The sequence below is a fragment of the Anaerotignum lactatifermentans DSM 14214 genome (assembly GCF_900142265.1).
GTDB classification, from domain to species: domain Bacteria; phylum Bacillota; class Clostridia; order Lachnospirales; family Anaerotignaceae; genus Anaerotignum; species Anaerotignum lactatifermentans.
On the sequence record NZ_FRAH01000063.1, the window covers coordinates 1 to 20586 of the forward strand.

A 20586-nucleotide genomic window follows, 5' to 3' on the forward strand; every position below is an offset into this window, starting at 1 on the left:
TGCTATGATCTCTATCCCTTTTCTTTCGCATAATTCTCTAAGAATTTTCCCTATTTCAGCTTTCATTTTTCCATATATTACCTGTCTTCTATACTTTGGTGCAAATACAATATGATATTTACATTCCCAACTCGTATGTGCTAAACTATTCATATAAAAACCTCCTATGCTTTCTTGTGTCTTGGCGGACTCAAGATAATTATAGCATAGGAGGTTTTTGCTTGAAGCTGAAGCTCACTGATTCCCCCGGCATAGCCGGGGGTTTTTATTGGATTCACCAATAAAAAACCTCCTGTATACACAGGAGGTTTTTTTGATATCTTAGGATTCTTTTTCAGTTTCGTCTTTTTCCCCTTCTTCCAGACATACATTGGGTCTGTCAGGGAAAATAATCATACCAAAGCCATTGATGCCCACCATTTTCTGGAGCAGTGCTTCGCCGCCTTCCTGCTGTTTGAAGTCGATTTCTTCCTTATACAGAGGCAGCAGCGCATACAGATTGATGAGGGTGCCATCTTTCGCATGGAACATACTGATGGCTTCATTCAATGCGGAAATCATAACACCGCACAATTTTGTGCTTGCTTCGTCATAAGACACATATTTATCGGAGTTGGGAATGGTATGTCCCCAGCCCAGCCAGCTTTTGTATTCATGAGGGAATCTTGCCAGATACTGCAGCAAATCCACAGGCCACCAGAAAGTATTGTTATATGTTTCCCCTTCTACAGGCTCCGGCAGCTGCCAGCCAGAAGGCAGCAGCGCAATCAGCTCTGCCCTCTCCAGCATCTGATAATCTGGATAAAATTCATCAGGCAGCTGCATAGGCAATGCGCTCATACCAACGGTATAAAGCACATGGAAGTCCTGTTTTGTAGGCGCTTCCAGAATATGAATATCTATCTGCAAGTAATCGTTCAGTTTATCAAAGAAAACCCGTTCTGTGCGTCCGGGGAAGCATTTATTCATGTGCTTCTGGATTTCCTGACTATAAGGTGTGGTATGCACAGGACGCTGTTTTTCGTTCTTTTTGGGTTCCTGATGGCGTACCACTGTTGTTTCTTCATTCTGCAAATTCTTTTCTTCCATTTTTCTGTCCTCTCTTATGCTTCTTCACCAAACAAAGCTTTGGCAAAATCTTCTGCGTGGAATTTCTGCAAATCTTCGATACCTTCCCCAACGCCGATATAGCGTACAGGAATTTTCAGTTCGCTCTTAATGGCAACAACGATACCACCCTTTGCGGTACCATCTAGTTTTGTCAGAATGATGCCTGTGATGTCTGCCACTTCCATAAATACTTTTGCCTGCTGCAAAGCATTCTGTCCGGTAGTAGCGTCCAGCACCAGATAAGTTTCTTTATGTGCCGCAGGATATTCCCGTTCAATGACACGGGAGATTTTCCGCAGTTCTTCCATGAGGTTCTTTTTGTTATGGAGACGTCCTGCTGTATCGCAGATGAGCAGGTCTGTTTTGCGGTTTCTTGCCGCATGGACTGCATCAAAGACAACAGCCGCAGGGTCTGCGTTTTCTTCATGTTTGATCACTTCGATACCAGCACGCTGTCCCCAAACTTCCAGCTGGTCAATAGCTGCTGCACGGAATGTATCTGCTGCCGCCAGCAATACAGACTTGCCTTCGTTTTTGAAGTTATGGGAAAGTTTCCCGATGGTTGTGGTCTTACCAACACCATTGACACCGATGACCAGCATCACTGTAGGAGACGGCAGATTTTCTTCTTCCTCTACCCCATCCTGCAAAATGGCTGTAATCTCATCAATGAGCATATCTTTGATGACCGCAGGGTCTGTGGCACGTTCTTTTTTCACGCGCTGACGCAGATTTTCTACGATATCCATGGTAGTCTGTACACCCATATCCGCCATAATGAGAGCTTCTTCCAGTTCTTCAAACAAATCCTCATCAATCTTGGTAAAGCTGCCCAGAACGGTATCTACGCCGCCCAGAATGTTCTTTCTGGTTTTATCCAAACCTTCTTTCAGACGGGCAAAAAAGCCTTTTTTCTCTTTCACGGGAGCTGGTGCTTCTTCGGGAACAGCTTCAAGTTCAGCTGCTGCTGTTTCTTTCACAGTTGCTTCTTCCTGCTCCGCTTCCAATTCTTCTGCTACAAAATCAGCCAGTTCTTCCACAAACTGCTGTCCTTCCGCGTCCGTTTCTTCCACGAATTTTTCTTCAGCGGTTTCCACCTGCAGTTCTCTTTCGCTTTCTGCTGCCGCTTCCAAACCTTCTTCCACCAGTTCTGTCAGTTCTTCTGTGAAGGCTTCCGCATCTTCCGGCACAACGGTTTCTTCTGTAGTCAGTTCGATTTCCACTTCGGGTTCTTCTTCCGCTGCGGCAATATCATCATTTTCCTGATATAGTGTGCCGCCGGCTTTTTCGTGGAACTCAATTTCTTCTTCGTCCATGACTTCATGGACTGCCTGATTGATGGCGGTTGTAGTTCCCAGATTTTCATTGACATTAAGCACAATGTCTTCTTCTTTTTCTGGAGTAGTGTTCACCTCAATGCCGGCAATCTCCACAACGTCTTTTTCTTCTGTCTGCTCCACCACAGGCTGTTCCTGCGGTTTTTTCTTCAAAAAATCAAAAAATCCCATATTTTCACCTCAAATTAAACTACATCTTCCTGTGCCTTAGAAAAGTCCACAGAAATCAATTTTGAAACACCTTTTTCCTGCATGGTGACACCGTACATGACGTCGGCATATTCCATGGTACCCTTACGATGGGTAATGACAATAAACTGGGTTTCCTTGGAAAACCGTGTCAAATACTGGGCATAGCGTCTGACATTGGCATCGTCCAGCGCCGCCTCGATTTCGTCCAGAATACAGAATGGTGACGGCTTCATTTTCAAAATGGAAAACAAAATAGCGATTGCTGTCAACGCACGTTCCCCACCGGAAAGGAGCTGCATATTCTGCAAGCTTTTGCCGGGCGGCTGTGCCACAATATCAATGGAAGATTCCAATGCGTTGGCATCGTCCGAAAGTTTCAAATATGCTTTCCCGCCGCCGAACATTTCCTGAAATACTTCGCTGAAATTCTTGGAAATCACGGCAAACTGTTCCCGGAACTGTTTTTCCATGAGCTCTGTCAACTCGGCGATAATCTGACGCAGTTTTTCTTCCGCTTCCAGAATATCCGCTCTTTGATTTGTCAAAAAGTCAAAACGCTCTTTCACTTCCCGATACTGGTCGATGGCGCCCACATTGACATTGCCAAGGGCACGCATATCATTTTTCCATTCTTTGGAAAGGCGTTTTAATTCCCCATAAGGGCGTTTTTCTTCTTTCGACGCTTCTTTTGCCGCACCAATGGTGATTTCATATTCTTCCCACATGCGGTCAAAGATGCGCTGTTTTTCTTCATTGATCTTTTCCTGCTTCGTTTCGATACGGAACAGTTCGTTTTCCAACTTGGCGGCTGTATCAGCTGCTGTCTGCACAGCTTCTTCCAGTTCAGCCGTATCTGCTGTCAGGGAAGCAATGAGAGCATTGGTTTCCTCCAACTGCTGACGCAAGGTTTCTTCCTGCTGCTCCAGTTTTTCTCGTTCCGCGTGAAGGGCTTCCTGGGTTTCTCCCCGTTTGTCGCCACTTTCCCGCAAAAGCTCCATTTGCTGATGCAGCTGACGGGTTTCTTTTTGCAGTGTTTCCGCTTCCTGCTGCAAACGTAATACCGTTTCTTCTGCGGCATAAATCTGCTGTCCGCTATTGGAAATACGAATTTTCACCTGGGTGATTTCTTCCATCAGGTGATCTCGCTGTTCTTTTTCCTCTGCCAGATTTTCCTGGAAAGCAGACAAGGATTCATTTGCTTCTGCCATGGCAGCTTCACTCTGTGCCAAAGTTTCTTTGCTCTTTGCAATATCCCCTTCTGCTCTTGACAGCTGGTCTGCCAGCTGTCTTTCTTCCAGTTCCAGCAATTTCAAACGGGAATTGGTTTCCGCAATTTCGCTTTCCATTTTCGCCATTTCGCCCTTGCCTGTCTGGATGGTCACAGTCAGTTTTTGCAGTTCCAATTTCTTTTCCATGATCTGCTCTGCGATTTCCTGCAAATCTTCTTCCGCAAGCTGCAAAGCTTCTTCCAGAGACGCAGTCTGTTTGCCTGCGTCTTCCAATTCTTTCTGTAAGGTATGGATTTCTCTGGTTCTGCCAAAGATATTGGTTGTTTTCTTTGCCTGAGAACCACCAGTCATAGCACCGCCGGGGTTCATGATGTCCCCTTCCAGGGTTACCATCTTATACTGATGGCGATATTTCTTTGCCAGTCTGACTGCCTCATCCAGATTTTCCACAATGAGAATTCTTCCCAGCAGATACGTCATGATCCCGCGGTATTCTTCCGCAAAGGTCACCAGCGTATCTGCTGTGCCAATGACGCCCCGTTCTTCCAAAATGGCAGGACGTCCTTCCAGTCCTCTGCCTTTCACCGCTGTGATAGGCAAGAAGGTTGCACGACCCAAACGCCGCTGTTTCAGATACTGGATGGCGTTTTTGGCATCTTCTTCTGTCTTGGTGACAACATTCTGCATGGCGCCGCCCAACGCCGCTTCAATGGCGGTTTCATAAGCTTCTTCCACCTGCAAAAGCTGCCCAACAGCACCGCAGATACCTCGCTCTTTCTGGTCAGGCAGATTCAAGAGGCTTTTGACGCTGTTGTAAAAGCCTTCATGCTCTCGCTCCAATTCAGACAGCAGTCGCAAACGGGATTTTTTCTCAGAAACCACTCTTTCCTGCTGTGCCAGCGCACGTTCTGCCTTAGCTTTGGTTTCTGACGCATGGCGGCTGTCCTGTTCCAGTGCATCCAGTTCCTGTTCCAGAAACTCTGCTGTTTCCTGCTGTTCCTGCGCTTTTTTCTCCAGCACTTTCTGATGGACTTCCTGATGTTCCAAACGGCTCTGGGTATGGGCAATTTCTGTTTCCAGCTGTTCTTTTCTGCTGGAGAACTGCTCCATCATAGCTTCTCGCTTGGCAATTTCCCCTTTTGCTTCTGTCCCAATACGAATCTGCTCAAAGATTTCATCCTTAAAGCTTTCCGCACGACTTTCGTGCTGCTGCAAGGTGCTGCTCAAGCTTTCATAAGATGCTTCTAGGGTATCCAGCTGTTCCTGTTCCCGATCCATGGTCATTTTCAGCGCTGTAATACGGCTGCGGCAAACTTCTGTTTCCTGCTGTTTTTCCGCCTGCTGTTTCTCTTTGGCAGCAACTTCTTTTTCCATACGGGTCAGGTTTGCAGCGTCGTTCTGGCTCTGTTCTTCCGCCAAACGGATACGACCTTCTGTTTTTTCAATATCTGCCTTTACCTGAGCAATGGTATCGTTCAATGTCTGTAAAGCAGCATTTTTTTCTTCATTCTGTTGTTTCTTTTCAGCAATCTGCGTTTTGGCAGCATTGCCTTCTTCCTGTGCTGCTGCCTGCTGTTCCGCAGCCAACGCCATCTGTTCTGTCAAGCGGTCAAACTCCTGCTCCATCTGTTCCGCTTCTGTGCAGAACATGGCAATTTCCGCCTGTTTCAGCTGTTCTCGCAGAGAAAGGAACTGTCTTGCCGTTTCGCTCTGTTCTTCCAACGGCGCAAGCTGTCCCTCCAGCTCCGAAATGATATCTTCCACACGGAGCAGATTCTGCTGCTCTTTTTCCAGTTTATTTGTTGCTTCTATTTTACGGGTCTTATACTTGACAATCCCTGTGGCTTCCTCGAAAATCCGTCGGCGTTCTTCCCCTTTGGCATTAAGAATCTCATCAATTCTGCCCTGCCCAACGATGGAATAGCCTTCTCTGCCGACGCCTGTATCCATAAACAGTTCCTGAATATCTTTCAGACGACATGCAGCGCCGTTGATACGGTATTCACTTTCGCCAGAACGAAACACCCGACGAGTTACCTGCACTTCTGTAAACTCTACAGGCATACGTCCGTCCTGATTGTCAATGACAATGGTCACTTCCGCAAACCCTTGAGGCTTGCGGCTTTCGGTACCGGCAAAAATAACATCCTCCATTTTATCCCCACGGAGGCTTTTTGCACGCTGTTCTCCAAGCACCCAACGAACAGCGTCGGAAACATTGCTCTTGCCGCTGCCGTTAGGGCCTACCACTGCCGTGATACCCGGATTAAATTCCAGTTTCACTTTTTCAGGGAAAGATTTAAAACCCTGTAAATCCAATCTTTTTAAATACATGTTACACCTCGTTTTTGGCTTTCTTTCACAACAGCCTTACGATACAATTTTTCCGCCAACGATGGTATAAACCACTCTGCCTTTGACTTCCTGACCGGCAAAAGGCGAAAATTTTGCTTTTGACGCAAAAAGCTCCGGTTCGATAATCTGGGTGCCTTTTGTTTCAATAACAATCAAATCGGCATCTTTGCCAACGGCAATCTCGCCTTTCTGTTCCAGTTTCAAAATTTCTGCCGGTTTTTTGGACATCAATTCTACCAGACGTGCCAGAGAAATGATACCCGTTTCCACCAGTTTTGTAAAACTGATGGGAAAAGCTGTTTCCAGCGCAGAAATGCCGTATGCCGCATTGCCGAATTCTTTGTCTTTGTCTGTACGGCTTGTGGGGCTGTGTCCAGAAGCAATGGCATCAATGGTACCATCAGCAATGCCTTCCAGAATGGCTTCCACATCCTCTTGTGTTCTCAAAGGCGGATTGACTTTCGCGAAAGTATTGTAATCTTCCACAGCTTCTTCTGTCAGCGCAAAATAATGAGGGCATGTTTCACAAGTCACCTGCAAACCACGTTTTTTCGCGTCTCTTACCATGCGCACAGAACCGCCTGTGCTCACATGGGCAATATGCAATCTGGCACCGGTAATCTCTGCCAGCAAAATATTTCTTGCCACCTGAAGTTCTTCTGCTTCTCTGGGCATACCGGACAAGCCCAGACAACTTGCTGTATAGCCTTCGTTCATAACACCTTTGCCAGAAAGGCTCCGGTCTTCACAATGGGTCATAATAGGCAAGTCAAACATACGGCTGTAACGCATAACGTTCCGCATCAGTGCCGCACTATCAATAAATTCGTCGCCATCTGAAATGGCAACCACGCCAGCTTCATACATTTCACCGATTTCCGCAATGGCTGTTCCTTGACATCCCATGGACATACTGCCATAAGGATAAATATTCACAGACGCCTGTGCTTTGGATTTGGAAATGATATATTCCACAACGGTTTTATTATCAATCACTGGCTTTGTATTGGGTTCACAGGTGATGGATGTAAAGCCGCCTCTTGCCGCACTGCGGGAAACGGTGGAAATATCTTCGATATTTTCAAACCCAGGCTCACAGATATTGCAATGCATATCAATAAAACCGGGCAATACCACATGACCGTCCAAATCCAATTCTCTTGCGTCTTCTACATGAAGATTCTCGCCAATATCCGCAATGAGACCACCTTCAATGAAAATATCATACAGTTTTTCTTCGGAATAAGGCGGTGTAATGAGTTTACAGTTTTTCAGAATGGTTTTCATGCCAGAGCGCCTCCCATCTGTGACAGAATATAGAACATTGCCATACGCACCGCTACGCTGTTGGCAATCTGGTCATTGATGATGCACTGAGGGCTGTCGATGACACCGTCAGAAATCTCAATGCCACGCTGAATGGGACCGGGATGCATGACAATGGCATCTTCTTTGGCATAACGCAGCAAATTATGGTCAATACGGAAAAACCGTTTATATTCATCCAGAGAAGGCAGGAATGTTTTGTCCTGAGCTTCCATACGCATACGGGTTGTCAGGATAACATCTGCCTGATTCACAGCTTCCCGCACATCATAATGCACCTGCACACCGAATTTTTCGATACCTGGCAAAAGAAGCGTCGGTGGACCGGATACACAGACTTCAGCTCCCAACTTTGTCAATCCCCAGATATTGCTTTTTGCCACACGACTATGAAGCAAATCCCCAATAATAGCAACTTTCAGACCTTCAAAACTGCCTTTGCGTTCTTTGATGGTCAGTAAATCCAGCAAAGACTGTCCCGGATTTTCGTTGTAACCATCCCCAGCATTGATAACAGATGCCTCAACGCACTCTGCCAGCAAGCGGGCTGCCCCTGCCATGGGATGACGCAGAATGATAAAGTCTGCACCCATCTGGTCTACCAGCTGACCCATATCCTGCAAACTTTCCCGTTCCATGGAATGGGCGGAATTGGTCATATCTACCACATTGGCGCTCAAATGCTGTGCCGCCAGTTCATAGGACAGCTTCGCACGGGCACTCTGTTCATAGAACAAAATGATGACAGACTTCCCCTGCAAATGGGGTGCCTTCTTATTCTTCTGGTTCAAAATATATTTCATGGTTTCTGCTGTACTGAGGATATACCGGATATCATCTGCCGTTAAATCCCGCAGTCCGAAAAAGTCTTTCCGATGTAATGCCATTTGTTTCGCCTCCTGTCAGCCCTCCAAACGTTCCATCAATTTCTGAAAATATTCTGGAAGGGGCGCCTCAAATTCCATGTACTCTCCTGTTGTGGGATGCACAAATCCCAGCACCCTTGCATGCAATACCTGTCCCTGCAAAGCAAAGGGCTGTTTCTTAGGTCCATACACCAGATCCCCCAGCAAGGGATGTCCGATATATGTCATATGTACACGAATCTGATGGGTTCTGCCTGTTTCCAGCTGTGCTTCGATGAGGGTAAAGTGTGCCATCCGCTGCAATACCCGATAATGGGTCACCGCATGGCGGCTATGCTTCTGGGTCACTGCCATTTTTTTGCGATCCTGAGGATTTCTGCCGATGGGCTGATCAACAGTGCCCTCATCTTCTTTAAAACCATTGAATACAATGGCGTTATATTTTCTTGTGATGCTGTGCTCTGCCAACTGCGCTGCCAAAGCCTGATGAGCAGCATTATTCTTTGCCACCATCAATACCCCAGAAGTATCTCTGTCGATGCGGTGCACAATGCCGGGGCGTTTTTCCCCATTGATGCCGGAAAGTTCGCTGCCGCAGTGATACATCAAAGCATTGACCAATGTGCCTGTATAATGCCCCGGTGCAGGATGAACAACCATCCCCTGAGGTTTATTCACCACAATCACATCCGCATCTTCATACAGAATATCCAGAGGAATATCCTCTGGCAAGATTTCAATTTCTTTTGCTTCCGGCACTTCCACATCAATGACGTCTTTTTCACGCAGTTTATAATTGGATTTCACGCTGCCGCCATTGAGCTGAATGTGTCCCCCTTCCACCAGTTTCTGTACCGCGCTGCGGGAAAGGTCTTCCATATTTTCTGCCAGAAACACATCCAATCTGGTGCCAACGTCTTCTTTTTCTGCCGCAAATGTAAAATATTCCATCATTTCTCGTCCTTTTTCTTTTCTAACTTGGGTTCTTCTTTGATGACAAATAAAATGAGTGCTGCCAGAACAATGACACCCACCACAACATAAATATCAGCTACGTTAAATACGGGCCAGCTGAAGAATGTAAATTCAAAAAAGTCAACCACATATCCACGGCATACACGGTCAATCATATTGCCTACAGCACCAGCCAAAACCAGCACCATGGCACAGCGTACCCACTGATATTCTTTGGTGCGGGGCATTTTCACAAAATAATAAACCAGAAAAGCCACAATACAAAGTGTCAGCAGCAGAATAAACCATTTCTTACCGGAAAACATACCAAAGGCTACCCCTCGGTTTTCCACAAAGGTCAGATCCAGAAATCCATCCACCACAGTGGTAGAGCCGATGGGCTTCAGGTTCACCAAAGCCAGATATTTCGTCAGCTGGTCGATCCCCACCAATACCGCCGCTGCAATGATAGCTATGATCCACATTTCAAATCTTCCTGCCTTTCCGGGAAAAATGTTCCCGTTTTTTTCATTTCTACATAACAAAAGCAGCCGCAGCAAGGCACCCGCATCGCAGGCACCTCGTTACAGCCGTTTTCATTCCATACTTATTTATGAGTTGCTTCTTTGTGTGCAGCTTCTTTATCAGCTGCTTTGGCAGCATCTTTTTCTGCCAGGATTTCGTTTTTATCCAACAGTTCGATTTCTGCATACAGCAGCAGTTTCACGCGGGCACGCATGAGTTCATAACGATTCTGCAGTGCAGCAATCTCCTGTTCCAGTTCGTACACCTTTGTTCTTGCAGCAGAGAGGATTTCAACACGTTCCAGCTTTGCTTTATCAATGATCTGTTCCGCTTCCGCCTTAGCAGCTTCTTTGGTTTCTTCCGCAGCAGCTTCTGCCAGGCTCAATGTGCGTTCCAGTGTTTTTTCCAGATTACGCAGGCGATCTGTATCTTCCTGAACCACTTCTGTTTTTGTTTTGGACTGCATACTTTCGTTATACAGTTTTTCGTAATCTTCGTAAATATCGTCCAAAAAGGTATCTACTTCTTCGGGAGAATAGCCAACAGCTACTTTTTTGAAATCCTTTGTTGCAATATCATTGGGTGTAACCACAAAAAAACCTCCTTAAATATATACGCCTACCTCTATGCCGGTTCTGTCCTTTTTGTTTTTTCCGCCGATGGAAAGCAGGCGGAACCGCCCAAATCCCCGAACAGAAACCATATCCCCTTCCTTTAACAAAAGAGAAGGATTTGTTGTCACATTCCAGTTCACATTGGCTTTTTCCCCAGCGATGAGTGCCTGCACCTTCCCCCTAGAAAGATGGAGCACACTTCCTGCCACGGCATCCAGCCGCACAGAAGCCACTGTCAGCCTGCGAACTTCAATTTCTTTTTTTGCCTCAATTTCCGACAAATCTGTTTTTTCCACCTGCACTGGGGTGCGAGATACCTTTTCCAGATTCACCAGAATATAGTCGGCGATTTCCTCTGATACAAAGCAAATGGTCTGTTCTTCGGATACAAGAATATCCCCAACCTTTCCCCGGTCGATGCCAAGACCTAAAATAGAGCCCAGATAATCCCGATGGCTCAGGTCTGTCTGACCGAATTTTTTATGCTTTGTGATACGCAGGGCACAAATGGGAAAATCTTTTCCTTCCAACTCCATATAATCCGGTGCAAAACCCAGCATGCGCCGCTCACAGTCTTCTGTGCCGCCAAAGGCAACCACATTTAAGTCTGAAAGAGAACGGAGTTTTTCCAGAAACTTTCCACTTTTTGCCATATCCAGGAAATCCGTAAACGCCGGTGTATGGCGCTTATAACTGAAAGCAGCCTGATCCAGCACTTTCGCAAACAAAAGTCTTTCCTCAGGCTGTGTCATTCCTTGTAATAATGCTTGTTTATTCACATCCGTCACCTCGTCCCGATCAGAACAGAAGCACCAGACCCATCAACAACTGTTTTACCAGCACCATCAGAATCAGTGCGATGATGGGAGAAAAGTCCAGCATCATGCCGCCGCCCAATGGAGATTTTTCCAACATACTGCGACAAGGTCCCAAAATGGGTTCTGTCAGATTGTAAATGAGGCGTCCCAAGGGATTGTTATATCCAAACATGGGAATCCAGGATAATAAAATCCGAATAAAAATCAGCCATTCAATGACATTGAAAAAAACATCAATGGCTTGTATAAACAATACTTGTAAACTCGTCAAATGATTCTTCCTTCCTTATCTGCCATTGCTCATCCAGGGAAGAATGACACCTTTTGTTTTCAGTTCTTCCTTGAAATCGCCGCTGATATCTACATTTTCAGGAGCAATGACAAAAATGTTATTTGCTACACGCTGAATAGAACCTTCCAGAGAATAGCAGGTACCGCTCAAGAAGTCCATGATTCTCTGTGCAACAGGGTATTCTACTTTTTCCAGATTTACCACAACAGGTTTTTTGGTCTTAATCTGATCACAAATTTCCTGTGCATCCTCATAACATTCCGGTTTGATAATCACTACCTGCATCTGAACGTTTGTGTTGATGCTGTAAACCTGCGGATTGTTTCTTGTTGTTTTGCGAGGCGCAGATGTGGTGCTGTAATCGGATTCGCGGCTGACGTCACGAAGACCATAGCTGCTGCTTACAGGAGCTGCCTCTCTGGCAGGAGCTTCATATTCATAATCATCTTCATAGTAATCTTCATCGTCTTCGTATTCACCAAACATCAAATCTTTCATTTTATTAATAAACTTTGCCACTTTCTTATCCTCCTAGATTTCTTTTCTTGCTTAAGCCTTATTGGGGTAGAATCTTTCGCCAAAAATACCGGTGCCCACTCTGACAATGGTTGCACCCTCTTCAATGGCTACTTCATAGTCACCTGTCATCCCCATGGAAAGCGTATCCATGTTTATATTATCAATTTTTTTGCCGTTCATGTCAACCAGTAATTCTCGCATTTTACGGAAATATACCCTATTTTCTTCAGGATTTTCTACAAAAGGCGCTACCGTCATTAACCCTCTGACACGAATGTTGGGAAGCTGTGACAGATCGTGCAAAAACGCCTCTACTTCTTCCGGTTTTACGCCAAATTTGCTTTCTTCATCAGCCATATTGACTTCCACCAGAACATCCATCACAAGATCTTTGGCTGCTGCACGCTTATTGATTTCTTCTGCCAAACGCAGACTTTCTACAGAATGAATCATGTCTACCTTGTCAATGATATATTTTACCTTATTTGTCTGCAAATGTCCAATTAAATGCCAATGAACATCTGGACCCATAGGTTCATATTTCTCCATGATCTCTTGTACTTTATTTTCGCCAAGAGAAGTCAATCCGCAGGCAACAGCTTCTTTGATAACTTCCACCGGCTTTGTCTTGCTGACAGCCAGCAGAAGAACATCTTCTGGTTTTCTGCCTGCACGGGCAGCAGCATCAGCCACCCGTTTTTCAACTTCTGCAATGTTTTGCTGTATGGTTCCCATTTTGTGCATCTCCTTTTTATCAATAAATGGATTGTCCTTCTGTAATATTTTTCGCATCAGATACGATGGTATCATATACTTGAAGACCATAACTGCTGTTGGATTTTACGATAGCATATTCCTGATTCTGTTCCAGAATGGTGATGGGCACAAATTTTGCCATGGAACTGTTTGCCACATATACACCAGGCATGGTTTCCACTTCTGCCACAGTATATTGTCCAGCATTTTCTCCAGTTCCCTGCAAAATCACATCTCCCAGCTTCAGCGTCTGGTCAGACTGCGCCAGATATGCATAAGAATCATCACTGCTGATGATGGTCGTTGCAATAAACTTGGAATTATCTCCATTGACCAACAATACGCCCTGATTGCCTCCGCTTTCTGTCAGGCAATCCAGAGGGATTTTCAGCAGAGATTTTTCAACGATAGCGTTATTTGGAATCTTCAGCCCTTCCACTGTTTCACTTTCCAAACTGAAAGAAATGGTACGGCTGTCCATAAATTCATCCATATATGTAAAGCAAGAGAATACAACCTTCGTTTCCGTTTCACCCGGTGTAATGGAACGAATGGTTGCAGATACTGCCGTTGTTGTATCCTCACCAATCAGATTCAGCTTTTTGGTACTGCCAACTTCCCAATCCAGCACTTCGTTAGCCGGGAAATTGGATACGATATACCACTGATTGCTTCTGACAATACGGAACAGCGGATCTCCCTCTTCTACGTTATTGACTTTGGAAATATAAGTCATTTTTTCACTGCCGCTGAGCTGACCAACGGTAATTTCATCCAAAGCATCCGGTGTCAGTGTTTCTTCCAGACCGTCATAGCTGAACGCCACAACGCCGCTTTCCGGTGCCGTTACAGAACTCATACTCTGAGAAAGCTGCTGTTCATAAGAACTGCGTTCTTCGCTGAGCTGAGAAAGACTTTCCACATCTTCTGACAGCCAGATTTCATTTCGCTGGAGCATATAGCTGTCAAGCTGTGTCCGCATAGAATATAAATAGGAAGCATCTGTTTTCATGGATCTGCTGCCAAACATTTCCACTGTATTTGCCATATTATTTTCTATGCGCGTAATATCCTCAGAAAAAGCTGACAAATCACTGCGGCTTTTCTGTGTTTCCAGAATATCTTTATCAATGGATTGGAGTTTTTCTTCCAGCACATCTGTAGACGCAGTGTCTTTTACCTGACATACCACAGCGGATTTGGAAACATAATCTCCTTCCGAATATTCATAAAATGGCGTTCCTGCACGGTCACTCTTGACCACGTATTCATCCCGCACAATGATGCCCTGTCTGCTCACCGGTGTGTCAATGGTGCCATAAGTCACTGTTTCCACATTGGTTTCCGGCTTTTTGACTGCCATCATCATCAGCTGTGCCACTAAGTACAAAGAAATCACACCAAAGACAAACAGTGGCAAAATACGTCCCGCATAATTTCTGCGGCGCTTCACTGTTGCTTTAGATGGTTTTTTCGGCTGTGCGGTTCTATGCTGCGCCTTTTTGGGCTGCACAGGTCTTTGATGCACCCGCGGTACCGGCTGGGGCTGTGTTCGTCCATAATAACGATTTTCATTTTCCCGCTTTTGCCGGATGCGGTTTAACTCATATACATTATCCCTTTGGCTTCGTCCTTGCGGTGGTCCATTGGGACGCTTTTTCTTTTTTCTGGTTTTATTTCCCGAGGAGCCTTTTTGCATTGGTATCCTCCTTTTTTTGTTTTTTACTCTACTGCATCGTTTTATTATAATACATTTTGTCTCTCGGGTAAAGGGCAGTACCCATTTTCTGTCTTTTATTTTTATAAAAATTCCGCCGTTTTTCATAAAACCACAAAGGGCAGATGTTTTCTGCATCTGCCCTTTTATCTATATAAAAAGCTCCTGATAGCTTTATGCGTTTTTGTCTTGGATGGTCAGCTGTAAATCCATACCTTTTTCTCCGTTACGAATGATGTGAACGGAAACGGTCTGACCAATCTCTGTTTCTTTCACCAGTTCGGATAAAGAATCCATATCCATGACAGTTTTTCCGTTAAATTCTGTAATGATATCCCCTGCCTGGATACCAGCCTGTGCCGCAGGACCACCTTCTGTTACTTCTACAATCAGCGCACCTACAGGCAGTTTATACAAAGAAGCATTTTCAGAGGTAATGCTTGTGCCCATGATACCAATATAAGGTGTTGTTACGGTACCATCTTCCAGCAGATCCTGTGCGACAGAGATAACCTCATTGCTTGGAATTGCGTAGCCCATACCTTCTGCCATAGAGGAGTTGTATTTTGCTGTATTGATGCCGACTACTTCACCACGGCTGTTTACCAGAGCACCGCCACTGTTACCACTGTTGATAGCTGCACTTGTCTGAATTACATTCAATGTGTTGTTATCCACACTGATGGTCTGATTTTTCACACTGACAATACCATCTGTTGCAGAAAGTCCCAGACCCATTGCATTCCCAATGGCAATAACGCTTTCACCGACTTCCAATTTATCAGAATCGCCGAATGTTGCAACAGTTACTTCATCAATATCGGCTGCTCTCAGATCATCCCAAGAGATCGTCAGTACAGCCAGGTCGGAATCGCTCTTTGTACCAACGACTTTTGCCTGTACACTAGTTGTGTCATTGATGGTAGCATATACTTCTGTAGCGTCTTCAATAACGTGGTTGTTTGTTACGATGGCAATTTTATCATCATCGGAATAGAAGATAACGCCGCTGCCTGCACCTTCGCCTTCATAAGGCACACTGAAAGCACCATAATAAGACGTTACGCCTTCAATTTTTGTGGTGATACTTACAACGGAGGGTTTTACCGCACGTACCACATCAATGGTGGACATCCCTGTTCCTGTTGCTGTCTTTTCCACATTCATGGTGCCAGATGATGTTACTGTACTGCCGCCTGCATTTTGATAATGCTGTTCAACTACGCCATAACCTGCGCCAATACCGGTACCGCCTGCCAAACCAATAATCAGACAGCCCGCAATGAGTTTTGCCCAGCCACTGTTTCTTTTCTTGCTATGTTTTTTCACATGTTCCGCATAGCAATTTTTATTTTTTTCCTGTTTTCTGCGTTCTTCTCTGGGACCAGCCGCATGTTCAGAATGTTCCGCTGTGTCTTCTTCTGTAAATTCCTGGTGAACATGTTCTGTGTTTTCTGCTTTCTCTGCTTTTTCTGTTGTTTCAGATTCAAAACACATGGGCTGTGCATCTTCCGGTGTGTAGTCCCGCAATGTTTCACTGTGATATGTCTGCTGGGACTGTTCACTTTTTACTTCTTCTGCTTTTGCATCTTCTGCTGCATTCTGTTCCATATCTTTGGATTCATATGCATTGGATGTATTTTCGCTGTATTCATTTTCGTTGAGCACTTTTTCTTCGTGTTCATTTTCTACGTGTCCATGGATTGGCTCCATGTTGTTTTCGTTTTCCCTTTTATCTTCATTTGGATTATACATATCTCATTCCTCCTGTTATATCTGAATTGCTTTTTGCTTTCTTTATTTTCTTTGTTGTAATTAGTATATTCTACTATTTTGAACAAAATATGAACATGACATAAACAAAGCTTAAACATTTTATGTTCTTTTTTTGCTGAAAAATTCCAAATACTTTCCTTTATAAAATAAGGTACCATAACAAACAATATAGAAAGAGGTGATATAAAATGACTAAAAAGAAGTATCAACAACACAAAAAAACACCTAAAGACACCGTTTCCGGCAATGACTTATATCAAATCCGCCAAAATGCCCATTACAGCGACAGCGGCAAAGCAGAACCGGACAACAACATCTTTTGGGAAGAACGCAGCAATCCTTTGAGCAGCAAAGGCAATTAAAAGGATAAAACGAAAACAATCTTTTCAAATCCTGATAAAAAATAAGATAGCCAGAACCCTTTACTTTAAGGATTCTGGCTATCTTTATTCATATAAAACAATAATATACTGCTTTTTCTATACATCTATTAAGGCTGGCAATTCTCGCAGGGACGGTACCCCTGAGAAATGGCCGCATCCCGGCTGTTCAAAGACACCTTATTGCTGTCTTTCATTCGAGAAACAGAAGAGCATGAAGCACGATGGAATATTTTGGAGTTTTTATTCCCAACATAAGTGACTGTTGTTTCTGCCACTGGCTTTGAGGGCTGTTCCGGTTGTGTAACCGGTTTCTGCACTGGAGTTGTTCCGTTAGATTTTGCACCCACATCAGAAAGTGTCAGTTTTTCCGTTGTATCGAAAGAAATCTGCTGTCCGTCTGTGGTCATAACAATATCACCTGAACGGAATGTTCCATAAACATCTGCGCCTGTATCCAGATAAGCAGACAGCGCTTCTTTATGAGGATGACCATAGGAATTATCAAGTCCTGCGGAAATGACTACATATTCCGGTTTTGTAGTCTGAAGGAACTGACTGCTGACAGAAGTTCTGGAACCATGATGCCCTGCTTTCAGCACATCCACATCAGAAAACAGGCTGCTGTTGGCATCTGCCACATCTGATGACAAATCTCCTGTAAATAATACTTCCACATCGCCATAGGTAAGCATGGTTACAACGCTGTTATCGTTGGCGTTATCATAAACATCTGTAATGGGCAAAAATTCCAGTGTCGCTCCACTAGGCAGTGTGATATTCTGTGCCGCTGTATCCGCAGCATAGTCTGCGCCTTCTGCCTGTACTTTATTATGGTAGGTTTGATATGTCTTTGTGCTGCTGGTTCTGCCGTTATCCACCACTTCTTCTATGGTGTACGCATCAAACACCGCAGGCAAACCGCCAATATGGTCAGCATCTTCATGACTGGCAACAACCACATCCAGATCGCCATCTACATAGTCTGAAAGATACTGCACAACCTTTGTCCCTTCTGCAGATACCCCTGCATCAATGAGGATTTCAAACTCGCCGTCGTTGATGAGTGCTGCGTCCCCCTGACCAACATCCAGAAAATGTACTTGAATGTCCCCATTTCCTGTTGTTTGTCCACCAGAAGTCACAACAACCGTATTGGTATCCCCATTCCACTGAACTTTGGCACCAAAACTTTCCAGCACCACACGAATGGGCAGATATGTTCTGCCATCCTGTATCAATGCAGCAGTATCATTTTCCACTTTCGTCCCATTGCGATAAATATAAGGCTGTCCAATGGGTACTTCCACCGTAATACCATCTTTTTGGGCAATTGCCATCTGTTCGGTTCCATCCCAGGAAACTGTGCAACCATACGTTTCCATAGTTTGCCTAAAAGGAACTTGTGTTCTCCCAGTATCATCGACAAAAGGCGCGCCTGCTTCTTTTGTATATACCACTTGTTTTCCATTGATTTCAACTTTCGTGGCTCCATCCGCATTGGTACAGTTTGGCACAGAAATCAACAAAGCCGCCACTAAAAGCAGTCCAATCTTCTTTTTCATCCTATCCCCTCCTTCGGTGCTTTGTCAGATTATATCACACTTTGCAATATGCTTCAATGTACTTTCAGGATTCTTTTCTTTTTTGTGCAAGTGCATTATAAAAACATATGTTCTTTTTGTTGACTTTGCATATAAGAACATACAGTCTGTTTTTTCTGTAAAAAAAGCTGGAAATTTTCGATCGCTCAAAAATTTCCAGCTCATGATTTTCAGAAAATTATTCCTGTACCTGTTTTGCTACCTGAATCATGATGGCGCATTCCATACGTTTACGGAACAACTGGCAGCCATATTCATATACGCCTGCAATATCCCCTGTTGCATGGTAAGCATTTGCAGCACAGCCACCGGAACAGTACAGTTTTGCCCAGCAGTCTTTACAGTCGGGGCGTGCATAAGCATTGCATTTACGGAATTTATCCTGCACTTCTGGATGGGTAACGCCTTTCCAGATATCCCCCAGACTATAAGCAGGGTCACCTACGAACTGATGGCAAGGGAACAGTTCGCCCCAAGGAGTAACAGCCATGTATTCTGTACCACTGCCACAGCCGGTTACACGTTTATATACACAAGGACCGCCTGTCAGGTCGATCATGTAATGATAGAAAGTGATGGGCTTACCTTCTTTTTCTCTGCGGAGCATATCTTTTGCCAGAATTTCATACTGTTCAAAAAGTACAGGCAGATCTGCTTCTGTCAGTGCGTAAGGTTCCTTGGGATCACAAACAACGGGTTCCATGGACAGTTCTGTGAAGCCTAAGTCTGCCATATGGAAAATATCTTTTGTGAAATCAATGTTGTCATGTGTGTAAGTACCACGTACATAGTAGCCAGTGTTGTTTCTGCTCTGAACGAATTTCTGGAACTTAGGCACGATTACATCATAGCTGCCGTGACCGCCAACAGTGCGGCGCAGTCTATCATGAACTTCTTTTCTGCCGTCCAGACTCAGTACCACGTTATGCATTTCTTTGTTTGCAAATTCGATGACATCATCATCAACCAGCAGACCGTTGGTAGTCAGTGTGAAACGGAAGTTTTTGTTGTGTTCTTTTTCCACACTGCGGGCATAATTTACCAGCTGTTTCACCACATCCCAGTCCATGAGGGGTTCGCCGCCGAAAAAGTCCACTTCCAGATTTCTTCTGCTGCCAGAGTTGGCAATGAGGAAATCCAGAGCCTGTTTGCCCACTTCAAAACTCATGAGAGCACGTTCCCCCTGATATTTGCCCTGACTTGCGAAACAGTAATCACATGTCAGATTGCAGGTATGTGCCACATGGAGGCACAGTGCTTTAATGTCGTTGTTCTTCATTTTGAAATTTGCCGCAATGTCTGCGTACAGATCTTCTGTAAAGAGTTTGCCTGTTTTCTTCAGTTCTTCTACCCCTTCCAGAATATCCGCGATTTCTTCGGCTGTTACTTCTGGATTATCTGCGTATTTTTCCAGAATCTCCTTTGTGATTTCTTCTTTTGTATGTCCTTCATACATACCGATGATGTCGTATGCCACATCATCCACAACATGCACGGAGCCGCTGTAAACGTCCAGCACAATGTTGTAACCGTTTAACTTGTACTGATGAATCATAAAAATCCTCTTTCTATTTTATATACTATTTGATCCGAAGCCATCTTCGGGATTATGCGTAAAAAGTCGCCGCCCGAAACGGGCAGCGACTTATCCTGTCGCTTCTTATTTGTTTTCGCACTGCTGGTTTGCAACACCACAAGAAGTTTTGCAAGCAGACTGACAGGATGTCTGGCATTCGCCACAGCCGCCGTGTTTAACACTTGCAGCCAGATCACGGGTATTCAATGTCTGAATGTGTTTCATGTATATCACCCCTTTGCTTTTACGGACGTCTTTTCCTTTAAGACATACCTGTTCGTATTCTATCACAAAAAATGTCGTGTTTCAAGTTTGAACCAAAAAATGTCACATCATTCCTTGTGGGTTTGTCAAACATATGTTACACCCTCCTTAATAAATTCCTTCAGGACAGTCTGTGGGGATTTCCAACCCAGAGGTCTCATAGGGAACAGATTATAGTCCCTACGGTTATAGACTTGGAGCTGCCTGGAAAAGTCCTCAAAGGAATAAAAGGTATGGGTGGCATAAAACCGCTCGTTATCCTTCCGGTGGCTGCGTTCCACTTTCCCGTTATGACGGGGTGTGAAAGGACGGATCAGTTTATGACGGATTCCATGCTCCTTTAGAGTTCGCTGAAAAGCTGTTAAGGTCACCTGTC

The 20586-nt window shown here is 44.7% G+C and carries 20 protein-coding genes; 1 reads left to right on the forward strand and 19 read right to left on the reverse strand.

Features of this window, described 5'->3' with window-relative positions; all coding sequences use genetic code 11:
• From tnpA to BUB35_RS14175, 15 genes are all read right to left on the reverse strand, one after another.
• A partial coding sequence (tnpA, locus tag BUB35_RS14105; protein ID WP_143185458.1) for an IS200/IS605 family transposase occupies positions 1-153 on the reverse strand: 153 nt, incomplete at its 3' end.
• A gap of 168 nt (positions 154-321) precedes the next feature.
• Entirely contained in the window at positions 322-1089 is a 768-nt protein-coding gene (locus BUB35_RS14110; protein WP_072852795.1) for a suppressor of fused domain protein, read from the reverse strand.
• Between the two features lie 14 nt (positions 1090-1103).
• Positions 1104-2033, reverse strand: coding sequence for a signal recognition particle-docking protein FtsY (ftsY, locus tag BUB35_RS20155; protein ID WP_334292969.1), 930 nt, complete (start codon positions 2031-2033; stop codon positions 1104-1106).
• Positions 2034-2632: 599 nt separating this feature from the next.
• Complete coding sequence (smc, locus tag BUB35_RS14120) at positions 2633-6202, reverse strand: chromosome segregation protein SMC (RefSeq protein WP_072852798.1); 3570 nt, start codon at positions 6200-6202, stop codon at positions 2633-2635.
• A 36-nt stretch (positions 6203-6238) separates the two neighbouring features.
• A complete protein-coding gene (locus tag BUB35_RS14125; protein ID WP_072852799.1) occupies positions 6239-7510 on the reverse strand; it encodes a dihydroorotase in 1272 nt (423 codons plus the stop codon).
• The gene (locus BUB35_RS14130; RefSeq protein WP_072852800.1) at positions 7507-8436 is read right to left on the reverse strand and encodes an aspartate carbamoyltransferase catalytic subunit; all 930 of its coding nucleotides are present in this window, start codon (positions 8434-8436) and stop codon (positions 7507-7509) included. Before BUB35_RS14130 ends, BUB35_RS14125 begins: the two co-directional genes overlap by 4 nt.
• Before the next feature lie 15 nt (positions 8437-8451).
• Positions 8452-9366, reverse strand: coding sequence for an RluA family pseudouridine synthase (locus BUB35_RS14135; protein WP_096348635.1), 915 nt, complete (start codon positions 9364-9366; stop codon positions 8452-8454).
• The gene (gene lspA / locus BUB35_RS14140) at positions 9366-9854 is read right to left on the reverse strand and encodes a signal peptidase II (protein ID WP_072852802.1); all 489 of its coding nucleotides are present in this window, start codon (positions 9852-9854) and stop codon (positions 9366-9368) included. Before lspA ends, BUB35_RS14135 begins: the two co-directional genes overlap by 1 nt.
• Positions 9855-9976: 122 nt before the next feature.
• A complete protein-coding gene (locus BUB35_RS14145) occupies positions 9977-10486 on the reverse strand; it encodes a DivIVA domain-containing protein (protein ID WP_072852803.1) in 510 nt (169 codons plus the stop codon).
• 12 nt (positions 10487-10498) lie between these two features.
• On the reverse strand, positions 10499-11287 hold the full coding sequence (locus BUB35_RS14150) for a YlmH family RNA-binding protein (protein ID WP_072852804.1): 789 nt from the start codon (positions 11285-11287) through the stop codon (positions 10499-10501).
• A gap of 19 nt (positions 11288-11306) precedes the next feature.
• Complete coding sequence (locus tag BUB35_RS14155) at positions 11307-11597, reverse strand: YggT family protein (RefSeq protein ID WP_072852805.1); 291 nt, start codon at positions 11595-11597, stop codon at positions 11307-11309.
• Positions 11598-11612: 15 nt separating this feature from the next.
• Positions 11613-12137, reverse strand: a complete 525-nt coding sequence (locus BUB35_RS14160; RefSeq protein WP_072852806.1) for a cell division protein SepF — start codon at positions 12135-12137, stop codon at positions 11613-11615.
• Between the two features lie 30 nt (positions 12138-12167).
• Positions 12168-12872, reverse strand: coding sequence for a YggS family pyridoxal phosphate-dependent enzyme (locus BUB35_RS14165; RefSeq protein WP_072852808.1), 705 nt, complete (start codon positions 12870-12872; stop codon positions 12168-12170).
• Positions 12873-12891: 19 nt separating this feature from the next.
• Positions 12892-14592 carry a biotin/lipoyl attachment domain-containing protein gene (locus BUB35_RS14170; protein WP_072852810.1) on the reverse strand — a complete coding sequence of 567 codons (1701 nt, stop codon included), beginning with the start codon at positions 14590-14592 and terminating at the stop codon, positions 12892-12894.
• Between the two features lie 192 nt (positions 14593-14784).
• The gene (locus tag BUB35_RS14175) at positions 14785-16365 is read right to left on the reverse strand and encodes a S1C family serine protease (protein ID WP_072852812.1); all 1581 of its coding nucleotides are present in this window, start codon (positions 16363-16365) and stop codon (positions 14785-14787) included.
• A gap of 209 nt (positions 16366-16574) precedes the next feature.
• On the opposite strand from BUB35_RS14175, the gene BUB35_RS19095 reads away from it, so the two are divergent.
• Positions 16575-16748, forward strand: coding sequence for a hypothetical protein (locus tag BUB35_RS19095; RefSeq protein ID WP_159432899.1), 174 nt, complete (start codon positions 16575-16577; stop codon positions 16746-16748).
• 128 nt (positions 16749-16876) lie between these two features.
• Here the strand turns inward: BUB35_RS19095 and BUB35_RS14180 are convergent, their stop codons facing one another.
• From BUB35_RS14180 to BUB35_RS14200, 4 genes are all read right to left on the reverse strand, one after another.
• Positions 16877-18331 carry a stalk domain-containing protein gene (locus BUB35_RS14180; RefSeq protein WP_072852815.1) on the reverse strand — a complete coding sequence of 485 codons (1455 nt, stop codon included), beginning with the start codon at positions 18329-18331 and terminating at the stop codon, positions 16877-16879.
• A 217-nt stretch (positions 18332-18548) separates the two neighbouring features.
• The gene (scfB, locus tag BUB35_RS14190) at positions 18549-19925 is read right to left on the reverse strand and encodes a thioether cross-link-forming SCIFF peptide maturase (protein ID WP_072852819.1); all 1377 of its coding nucleotides are present in this window, start codon (positions 19923-19925) and stop codon (positions 18549-18551) included.
• Between the two features lie 105 nt (positions 19926-20030).
• A complete protein-coding gene (gene scfA, locus BUB35_RS14195; protein WP_072852821.1) occupies positions 20031-20171 on the reverse strand; it encodes a six-cysteine ranthipeptide SCIFF in 141 nt (46 codons plus the stop codon).
• Between the two features lie 125 nt (positions 20172-20296).
• Positions 20297-20586 (reverse strand): integrase core domain-containing protein (locus BUB35_RS14200; protein WP_072852823.1); only part of this gene is annotated, 290 nt, incomplete at its 5' end.